Genomic DNA, 9,411 nt, shown 5'->3' on the forward strand with positions numbered 1-9,411 from the left:
CGGCCGCACAAGGCAGAAGCGCATGGCTACAGTGGTGGCCATGCGCTTTTCTGTTTTAGACCGCGGGGCAGCCGGCCCACTGGATCAGGTGGCTGAGCATGCCCGGCACGTAGAGAAGTTGGGTTTTCGGCGCTTTCTGGTGGCCGAGCATCACGGTGTGCCGGGAATACCAGCGGGTCAGCCAGGGATGCTCGCGGCACACGTTGCGGCACACACGCAGCGCATTCGGGTGGGTACGGCCGGCATTATGTTGTTAAATCACCCGCCGTTTCTAGTGGCCGAGCAGATTAATCTCCTCGAGGCGCTGTATCCCGGTCGCATTGATATAGGGATTGGCTCCTCCGTCGGGTTTACTGCACCGGTGCGAAAGGCGCTGCGCCAGGGGGAGCCGGACGAGGTGAAGCAGCGCTTCGAAGCGGAGCTGACCACACTCTTGCGCTACCTGCGTGGCGAAGAGGTGGTGACGGTTCGGCCTGAGTATGGGGGCACCCCGCTCTATGTCTTGGCGGGCTTTCGCTCGGCGATGGTTGCGGCCAAGATGGGGCTTGGTGTCATCCTTGGCGGGCCTGTGGCCACGCAGGAGGCCGCCGCGCGAGTGTATCGGGAGCATGCGCTTGCCGACGCCCCACCTATTATCTCTTCGCTCAATATCGCCGTCGCCGAGACATCCGCGGCCGCCCGCGATCTTTTGTTGCCGGAGGCCTATGCGAAGGCGCGAGCGCAATCGACCGGAGAATTCGCGGCCTTGCGGCCAGCGAGCGAGCTGGACGTGGATGCCCTCACAGGGCAGCAGCGCCGCCGCATCGAGGAGACGTTGGCCCATGACGTATGGGGGACGGTGCAGGAAGTGAGGGAGGAGCTAAGGGGCGTCGGCAAGAGCCTAGGTGTTAGTGAATTTGTGGTCACCGGAGATATGCCAGATATCGCCGGCCGGGCCCGTTCAGAGGAGCTGCTGGCGAGCATGCAGGCGGAAAACTGAAAAAGCCCGAGCGCAAGGCTCGGGCACTTGGGGTGGCTGACGGGGCTCGAACCCGCGACACCCAGGATCACAACCTGGTGCTCTACCAGCTGAACTACAGCCACCATCGCTGCGTGAAAGCAACGAGATATAGGTTAACTCACGCCGCCTAAATTACAAAAACGCCTGGTAGTCTGCGGTGGTTTCTGCCTTAATCTGCTCCGCCTCGGGGGAGGTGGGGCCCTCGTCGGTGCGGAAGACGCTGCGGCGGTAGAAGTCCAACTCGCGGATGGATTCGATGATGTCCTGCAATGCGCGGTGGGTCATACCTTTATCGGGCTGGTTGAAATAGGCGCGTGGGTGCCAGCGGCGGGCGAGCTCTTTGATGGTGGACACGTCGATCATGCGATAGTGCAGGGCGCTATCGAGCCGGGGCATATAGGTGCGGATGAAGGTGCGATCGGTGGCGATGGAATTGCCGGCCAGGGGAGCGGGGTGCTCCGGATCGCAGTGCTCGTTGATGAGCGCGAGTACGGCGTCCTCGGCTTCGCCTATCGAGGTGGTGGACTCGCGGATTTCCTTATCTAGCCCGGACTTGGCGTGCATCTGCGTGACGAAAGCATCCATCTGCGCCAGATCTTCCTCGGTGGCATGGACGACGAGGTCGATGCCTTCGCCCAGGATATTGAGGTTGCCATCGGTAATAACGGCAGCGACCTCGACGATGACGTGGCGCTCGGGGTCCAGGCCGGTCATCTCCAAATCGATCCAGACGAGGCGGTCGTGCTTTGCGGCGATGTCGGAATGTGGCATGCGGCCCATTCTACTCCCGCAGCTTTTTACCCCTAGATGGGGTGCGGGTGGGGTTGTTCTGGGGAGGTGATTGCCACTGGGTAGAGCAGCGTTCCAGCAAGTGTGTTTCCATCCTGCATAAAATTAGTGGGTGATTTGCCTTACCTTCGTGTGTGAGTTAGGGCATACTCCGGATTATCGCTCTTCATTCGAGAGGTGCGACAGACTTAGGAGAGACCAGATGGCAAACTTCCTTGATGCCCTCAATACCGTAATTTGGTCCCCCGTCTTGGTGTTTTTATGCCTCGGCGCGGGTATTTATTTCACCGTGGTGACACGCGCTTTGCAGGTGCGCTGCATTCCGGACATGCTCAAGCAAATCGTCAACGGAGAAAAGTCCGCAGATGGCGTTTCTTCCTTCCAGTCTCTGATGGTTTCGCTTTCTGGCCGCGTAGGCGTAGGCAATATCGCCGGCGTGGCCACGGCCATCGCCTTCGGTGGACCTGGTGCCGTGTTCTGGATGTGGGCCGTAGCGCTTTTAGGCTCATCCACCTCATTCATTGAATGTACGTTGGCCCAGATTTACAAGGAAAAGGATCAGGACACCGGTGAGTACCGCGGAGGGCCTGCGTACTACATCGAGAAGGTCTACAAGCACACTAAAGCTGCACCCTTCATGGTGGTCTACGGAATCGTCTTTGCTGTCGCCATGATCCTGGCAACCAGCTACTTCCTACCCGCTATTCAGGCCAACGCGGTAGCTGCCGCGGCCGATACCGCGTGGGGTGTGAACTCCACCTGGGCGGCCGTTGTCCTAGCGGGTATTTTGGCCATCATCATTATCGGTGGCGTGAAGCGCATTGCGAACTTCGCCACCATCGTCGTGCCGTTCATGGCGGTCATCTACATTGTGATTTCTGTGGTGGTCATGTGCATGAACTTTTCCCAGATCCCGGAGGTATTCGGGCTCATCTTCAAGTCTGCCTTCAATATGGAAGCCGGATTCTCCGGCATGCTCGGCGCGGCCATTATGTGGGGTGTAAAGCGCGGTATCTACTCCAATGAGGCCGGCCAGGGCACCGGCCCGCAGTCCGCTGCAGCCGCCGAGGTCTCCCATCCTGCTAAGCAGGGCTTTGTGCAGTCCTTTGCGGTTTACGTCGATACGCTCTTTGTCTGCTCGGCTACCGCGTTCATGATCATTTCTACGGATATGTACACCGTCTTCCGCGGCAGCTCCGAGGACGGTGAAGTGGTCTACAACGGTTCGCTGCCAGAGGGCGTTGAGGTTGGGCCTGGCTACGTGCAGTCCGGTCTTGATAGCGTCTTTGCAGGATGGGGCCCGACCTTCATCGCGGTCTCCATTGCCTTTTTCGCCTTTACGACGGTCCTGGCGTACTACTACATGTCCGAGGTCAACCTGACCTATTTCAACCGGTGGGTACGCTCCCGCGCTGCCCGCCGTGGCCTGATTTGGGTGCTGCGCGTGCTGATTATTGTCTCCGTTATCGTCGGCGCAACCACCAGCCCGGGGGCGGCGTGGGCGCTCGGTGATATCGGCGTTGGCACGACGGCATGGCTCAATATCATTGCCGTCCTCTTCCTTCAGGTTCCTGCCCTCAAGGTGCTCAAAGACTATGAGAAGCAGAAGAAGGCCGGCAAGGATCCGCAGTTCGACCCAGAAGCTTTGGGTATCAAAAACGCGGACTTTTGGGTAGAGCGCAAACGAGCACGCGGCGAAGGAAGCGTGCTCAAGGATAAAGGCAAAGATTTAAAGGGCGCTGGGGCCTAGCCCATCTTGGCGTAGAAGCTGCCCACTAGCGGTGCAATCACCGGGGTGGGTAGCACCTGGCTGAGGGTGTTCATGGCTTTAGAAAGCGGGCCTGGTACCACGCGGCGCTGGTTGCGGCGCATGGCCTCAATGGTTTCTTGGGAGCACGACTCGTAGGTGGTCCACAAGAAGTCTGGGACCACCTTATCCACGATCGACTGGTCTTCTTCAGCGATGGTGGCCTCGCGCACGGGGCCGGGGGCAAGCAGAGTGCAAGAGACCCCGGTGCCCTTCAACTCGTAGTGCAGGGCCTCTGTAAACGCATTGACGCCGGCCTTGGTGAAGACGTAGGTGGCATTATTGGGGATCGGGATATTTCCCGCGGCAGAGCCAACATTGCAGATCGCCCCACTGCGGCGCGGCAGCATGTGCTCCAGGGCGGCCCGCGTGAGGTGATGGACCGCAGTGCCATTGAGTTCAAACTGGGTAGTCTCGTACGACCAATCCTGGTCCATGAAAGGGCCGAAGCTAGCGATGCCGGCGGAATTGACCAAGATTGACACCTCGCGGGTGGCAATGGTCTCTGTTACGCGGGCGACGTCGTCAGCCAACGCAAGGTCCGCTGGAAGGGCAATGGCCTCGATATTGTGGCGCTGTTCGAGCTCGATGGCGAGGGACTCGAGAACCTCGCGGCGGCGGGCGACGAGGATGACGTTATAGCCCAATGCTGCAAAATCCTGCGCCATGGCCTTGCCAATGCCTTGGCTGGCACCTGTGACGAGGGCAAAGGACGTGCGGGAGGGGGTGGGAAGTGACATGGTTAAGCCTTTCCAAAGTGGGGCATGGTGAGTCCTAGCGTAAACAAAAAGCCTTGAGGCGGCGAGAAACTCGACGCCTCAAGGCTTTCGCGCGGTGCCCCCAGCAGGATTCGAACCCGCGACACAAACCCCATTTACCCAGCATAAACGCTATTGTTTAGCTGGTCGCCACGACATATACGCTGCATCTGAAATATTTCCATCATCGTGCAGTTTCCTGAAAATGCGGTCAGATTCATCCTTTAGGGTGCCGAGGCTGGGATTGCGCTTAACTCGAATGCGTGCCCTGTCGCAGCTTAGGCATGAACGGTGCCCCCGCTTTAGTTGTCCTAAAACTAGATTTCCTTCTACTAGGGGGTGATTGCGGGGACATGCAGTAGTCTTAGACCTGTAATGGCCTGAATTGCGCAACATATCATTTGTGTTGTCCTGGGGAGTCCCAGTGATGAGATTCTCGGGACGGTTGTCCTCTGGGTTGTCATTTAGGTGTCGAACAACATGTTCATCGGGGATTTCTCCGATAAATGCAGAATAAACCATTCGATGGATTTGGTTCATTTTGCGTGTTTTATTTTTGGTCAGGTGTACCTGCAGTCCCCCACGGGGAGGTTTCCACGGCTTCAGCATGCGGTTATATCGCAGTGAGAGAACTCGTCCCTTGTTGGATATTTCGTATAGACCCTCGTATCCAACTACGGGTCGCCATTGTTCAATATTGGTAGGCTGATACATAGCCCTACACACTCCTTACAGTGTTTCTGGGTTAGGCTCTTGCGAGTGTTGGCGCACTTTCAAGGGCCGCTTACGTATATCATTATACCCTGTTTGTGCTGGTGTTTCTATAAAGCTTCCACGACATTCGAAAAACTTTCTTCCATGCGACCAGCCACCACATCCAAATCCTCATCCCATAAGGCGGAGTAAATATCTAACGTTATAGCCGCACTAGCATGGCCGAGTTGACGAGATACAACTAGGACATTCGCCCCCGCATGAATCATTAATCCTGCCGCCACGTGCCTCAAACCGTGCGGGGTAACACGCGGGAAATCCGGGTCCTTCTCCATGCAGCGCTTCAGCGCGCCATAGAACCACGTATGATTCGACGGAACCCGCAGCGGGGACCCATCCGCCCTGCACCACACCCAAGCATCCTGAGCCTTCCCATCCATCAAGGGGACCAGCATGTCCATCACGAACTGGGGGACAGCCACCACCCTAGACTCATGCGTCTTCGGGGTACCTATTTTTACGTCGTACCCTACGGTTACAGCATTCCTGCGCACAGTAATCCGCCGCCGCAGAACATCCACATCCTGAACCTGTAGGCCGGCCAATTCACCCCACCTAAGGCCCACGGTGCCTAGCAGCCACACGATAGGCGCATTATCCCCACATTCGTTGGCGAACGCGGAAAGCTGCTCCCAGCTCAGATACACCTTCCTGGCCTTCGCCTTCCTCGGGAGGGTTACGCCCTTCGCCACGTTGGTTTTAACAAGCCCGTCACGCACCGCCATATCTAGGATTTGGGACAGCATCGCGTGATTCTTCCTCACGATTGATGCGGAGCGCTCAGTGCTTGATAGCCAGTGCTGTACTTCGGAGGCCCGCACAGCCCTGATAGGCGTGTCCCCCCAACGTGGTTTTACGTGAATACGCCAGGTCTGCTCAGTTGTCCGCAGGGTGGACGGTTTCAAATGGGTTTGCATCTCTAGCCAACGCGCCCCGAGTTCACCAATAGTTACCTTCCCGGCATTAGGGTCTATCCATTCGCCGGTGCGGATGGTGGTGGCGTTTTTATCCGCCCAGGCTTGTGCCTCGTTCTTGGTGCGGAATCCTTGCTTCGTGCGGTTCTTACCGTCGGGGCTGCGGTACTGCACGCGCCACGCCCTGCCTTTAGCGGTCTTGTACGGTTTAATGCTTGCCATTATGATTACTCTTTGTTAGCCAGGGCTGAAAGAACGCCCCAGGCGACAACTCCAAACCAACTTGGGTTTGCGATTCCTAACACCGCCCTTGGTGCTGCACTTCCACATGACAAGCACCAGGGGCGGGTTTATTACGTTTTACATGTCTGCGATACCGTTAGCCTCGAAGATTTCACGACGAATTTTGTCATTCTTACGGGCGTAAGCCTTGTTGATAAAGAACGCATCGATGAGCGCCCAGATACCAAGACCGCCGAGGGTGAGGGTCATGCCGATGGCGTATCCGGTGTTACCGAGGTAGTAGCGGTGACCCCCGATGCCGCCGAGGAATAGCCATAGGAGCCACATGACGGTTTGGTTCTTTTTGCGGTCTTCGTACTGCATTTGTGCTCGCTGCAGTACGGCGGGGTCTGGCTGTGCCGGCTGTTGTGGCTGCTGTGGCTGTTGCGGCTCGTTGTTGTAGGGGTTGGTCATGAGAGGTTTCCTTTCAAGAGGAGTTGCGGTTCAAGTTTTACGACTTTGCACGCCGGTTTAGCGGGTGTGGTCAAACGTTTTTAGGCTACTCGATTAGCAGCCATCGATTGCCAAGTTTTGAGTATGTGTTGGGTGACTTCGAGTTCGTCTGCGATGGCGGGGAGGTGGCCGTGGTGCCATATGGCGGCGGCTTCGAAGTCGTGGGGGTTGATGAGTAGTTGGGCGGCGTATTCGTCGGCGCGTCGTTCTTGGCGCTGGTCATAATGCCCGTTACCAGTTGGGGTGTCGCGGTGGGCGGCGTGTCCTAGTTCGTGGGCTAGGACGCTTTTGTATTGGCCGATGGATTGGCCGCGCCTTGTGCTGATGATGCGCCTGTGGTGGTCGTACCAGCCGGGGTGCCCGCCGGTGTGGCGCTGTAGCTGCACGCCCATGCTTTCTGCGAGGAGGTGCAGCTCTACCGCGCTAATCGTCATCCACATCATTCCTTTCCGCGTCCTCGTCCGGGCCGCTGTAAGCAACCGCGCCTTCCGGCATTGAATCAGACGGGTTGGACACGGGGGTGTTTCGGCGGCGTGCGGCCAGTTCGTCATGTGATTTCTCGTATGCGGCAATTCGATTCCTGCCCTCGTTGCCTAGGTCAATCAATGCGGTGACTGGGAGGTTCTCACGGGCTAATTGCGCAATAAGTTCTTCGGCGGAAGCTGTGGCAAGGAGTCGGCCTTCTCCGTCTACAAAGTCAAAGGCTTCCTCGTAAGTTAATTTTCCCAGTTCGACGAGGGCGTGAATTGGGGAGATACCGATTTTGCGACTGATGGTTATGAGCTCGTCGGCAGAGAGTCCGTCGTTAACCCTATTGGTCGCAGTACGTCGTGAGACCTCTAAGTATTCGGCGATCTCGGTGACGGTGACTCGGCGGTGGGCCATGCTTGTGAACCAGTCTGTTTCTTTGCTCATGCCAAAAATGTTAGTGGGTAATTTTCTACCCGTCAAACGGGGGGAGAGCTGCAGGAATGAGAAAAAGACTGCCAACACTCCGCGCAAATACTTGCACACTCTAAAAGAAGTGGGTTAAATTGTGCTCACAACGGGAGATGAAAGGAGGAAGTGAGAATGTTCCTACTCAGTCTTGATGAGATTGACCGCGTAAAACGCGCAAATGGGCTTTCGTCCCTTGTTGACCTCGAACGCGAAACAGGCATAACCCGCAAGACATGGCGCGGCGCTATGAACACACGCGAACCAAAGCCCGCAGTTCTACAGGCGCTAGCAGCACTGGGGGCGCGGCCAAATCGAATTCTGGTTTGCGACGAAATCGCAACCGTAACCGCCGCATAAGAAAAGGCCCAGTACTTCCACACCGCCCCACTACAAGAAGAGGTAGCAGCATGACCGACAAGAATAGGGAAACCCCCGGCGGGGCAACGCCAGGGGAATCCACCGTCAACCTCCGCGGTGAGAAGCCTTACACGCCGGAGGAAGTCGACTCACTACTCAGAGAGATCACCCGAGGGCTCGGCAATATTCAACTCAAGCCCACGAGCAAGAGCCTCAACACGAGCCACCGCGATTGCAGACTCATTCGCCCAGCTCAACGCAAGGGTAATCAGCCGCTCCGGGCTTACCGAATCTTCACCAAGCTTATCGACATCATCAGCGAACTTGGAAAAAAGATCAGCAGAAATCGGTAGGTCAGCAGCAAAAGCGTCAGCCTTTTCCCGCCACGAATCAGAACGAGAAGTGGCCACAATAATCACCTCACTTTCTAGGGCAGACCGCCCTGAATTAAGTGAAGCACATAAAAAGCCCCGCACGAGGCGGGGCGCGATATCCAAGCTACTTAGGAGCATATCACATGTCTGATTCGCTGCATCCAGCGGAGGCCGCGTACATGGCCGCGATTCGCGCCGGGGCGGATTGGTACTCGGCTGCTGATAAGGCCGTGGCCGAACTGGCTAAAACACGTAGGCCTTTTACTGCTGATGATGTTCGCATCACCTGCGGCATGGAACCAGATAACCCCAACTCATGGGGTGGACTGTTCCGCTACTGGAAATCCCGGGGCCTTATCCACCATGTGGGGTTTACCAGGTCACGTGGCAAAGCGCGTAACGCCTCCGTCGTGGGCGTCTGGCAAGGAAACGACATCGCCTAACTAGCAGACACAGGGGTGCAAGTCCCCTGATAGGCACCAGGCCACCGTAAACCCAACCCGAGGGGATTGGGCTGGGAACGGTAGGCCACGCAGTACAGAGAACTTAATAGAGAGCCTATCCCGGCAGAGAACAGTAGCCGGGCCGTGTCCATGTGGGACTACTTACTAGTGCGAGCGCGGGTCTTAGAACGCCATGACCACTAGTGCCGACAGGCTGAAACCACCCAACCGCCGTAGCGGGCCAAGGGTGAGGCAACACCACGTAACAGGGCACGTAAAACACCAAGGGCTGACAGGACTAATCACACCTTTTCTTATCACTACTACCAGCGACTAGAGGATGTGTGACTTTCAAAAGCAACCGGGTTCGATTCCCGGCAGCCCACTAGCAACCACAACAAGTTGCAGAAAAGGAGAACAGCATGAAGATTACCGGCGTGCATGAGCACGCAGAGTATTACCCCATGCTGTCCGAAGAACAGTTGGAAGAGCTAGCCGCAGATATTAAGGAAAATGGCCAG

At 56.9% G+C, this 9,411-nt stretch carries 11 protein-coding genes and 1 tRNA gene; 3 read left to right on the plus strand and 9 right to left on the minus strand.

The features are described from left to right. Positions 1-22: 22 nt before the first annotated feature. Positions 23-979 carry an MsnO8 family LLM class oxidoreductase gene (locus tag L8V22_RS08985; protein WP_238801140.1) on the plus strand — a complete coding sequence of 319 codons (957 nt, stop codon included), beginning with the start codon at positions 23-25 and terminating at the stop codon, positions 977-979. A gap of 28 nt (positions 980-1,007) precedes the next feature. On the opposite strand, the gene L8V22_RS08990 is transcribed toward L8V22_RS08985, so the two are convergent. Further along, positions 1,008-1,083: transfer RNA gene (locus L8V22_RS08990), tRNA-His, on the minus strand. A 49-nt stretch (positions 1,084-1,132) separates the two neighbouring features. Further along, on the minus strand, positions 1,133-1,780 hold the full coding sequence (gene orn, locus L8V22_RS08995; protein WP_238801141.1) for an oligoribonuclease: 648 nt from the start codon (positions 1,778-1,780) through the stop codon (positions 1,133-1,135). Between the two features lie 211 nt (positions 1,781-1,991). Between orn and L8V22_RS09000 the strand changes: the two genes are divergently transcribed. Further along, the gene (locus tag L8V22_RS09000; RefSeq protein ID WP_238801142.1) at positions 1,992-3,539 is read left to right on the plus strand and encodes an alanine/glycine:cation symporter family protein; all 1,548 of its coding nucleotides are present in this window, start codon (positions 1,992-1,994) and stop codon (positions 3,537-3,539) included. Here the strand turns inward: L8V22_RS09000 and cmrA are convergent. The 7 genes from cmrA to L8V22_RS09040 form a co-directional block, all read right to left on the minus strand. Continuing rightward, on the minus strand, positions 3,536-4,336 hold the full coding sequence (cmrA, locus tag L8V22_RS09005) for a mycolate reductase (RefSeq protein WP_238801143.1): 801 nt from the start codon (positions 4,334-4,336) through the stop codon (positions 3,536-3,538). The genes L8V22_RS09000 and cmrA overlap by 4 nt on opposite strands. Positions 4,337-4,486: 150 nt before the next feature. After that, complete coding sequence (locus L8V22_RS09010) at positions 4,487-5,068, minus strand: NUMOD4 motif-containing HNH endonuclease (protein ID WP_269966470.1); 582 nt, start codon at positions 5,066-5,068, stop codon at positions 4,487-4,489. A 107-nt stretch (positions 5,069-5,175) separates the two neighbouring features. Further along, entirely contained in the window at positions 5,176-6,264 is a 1,089-nt protein-coding gene (locus L8V22_RS09015) for a tyrosine-type recombinase/integrase (RefSeq protein ID WP_269966471.1), read from the minus strand. 138 nt (positions 6,265-6,402) lie between these two features. Then, complete coding sequence (locus L8V22_RS09020; protein WP_269966472.1) at positions 6,403-6,738, minus strand: TM2 domain-containing protein; 336 nt, start codon at positions 6,736-6,738, stop codon at positions 6,403-6,405. A gap of 80 nt (positions 6,739-6,818) precedes the next feature. Further along, positions 6,819-7,211, minus strand: coding sequence for an ImmA/IrrE family metallo-endopeptidase (locus tag L8V22_RS09025; RefSeq protein WP_269966473.1), 393 nt, complete (start codon positions 7,209-7,211; stop codon positions 6,819-6,821). Continuing rightward, positions 7,201-7,692, minus strand: coding sequence for an HTH domain-containing protein (locus L8V22_RS09030; protein ID WP_269966474.1), 492 nt, complete (start codon positions 7,690-7,692; stop codon positions 7,201-7,203). Before L8V22_RS09030 ends, L8V22_RS09025 begins: the two co-directional genes overlap by 11 nt. 533 nt (positions 7,693-8,225) lie before the next feature. Beyond that, positions 8,226-8,483 carry a hypothetical protein gene (locus tag L8V22_RS09040; RefSeq protein ID WP_269966476.1) on the minus strand — a complete coding sequence of 86 codons (258 nt, stop codon included), beginning with the start codon at positions 8,481-8,483 and terminating at the stop codon, positions 8,226-8,228. 107 nt (positions 8,484-8,590) lie between these two features. On the opposite strand from L8V22_RS09040, the gene L8V22_RS09045 reads away from it, so the two are divergent. Beyond that, positions 8,591-8,890: a hypothetical protein gene (locus tag L8V22_RS09045; protein WP_269966477.1), complete on the plus strand. Its 300-nt coding sequence runs from the start codon at positions 8,591-8,593 to the stop codon at positions 8,888-8,890. Positions 8,891-9,411: the final 521 nt, after the last annotated feature.

It is taken from the genome of Corynebacterium yonathiae (genome assembly GCF_027570195.1).
In the GTDB taxonomy this organism is placed as follows: Bacteria; Actinomycetota; Actinomycetes; order Mycobacteriales; family Mycobacteriaceae; genus Corynebacterium; species Corynebacterium yonathiae.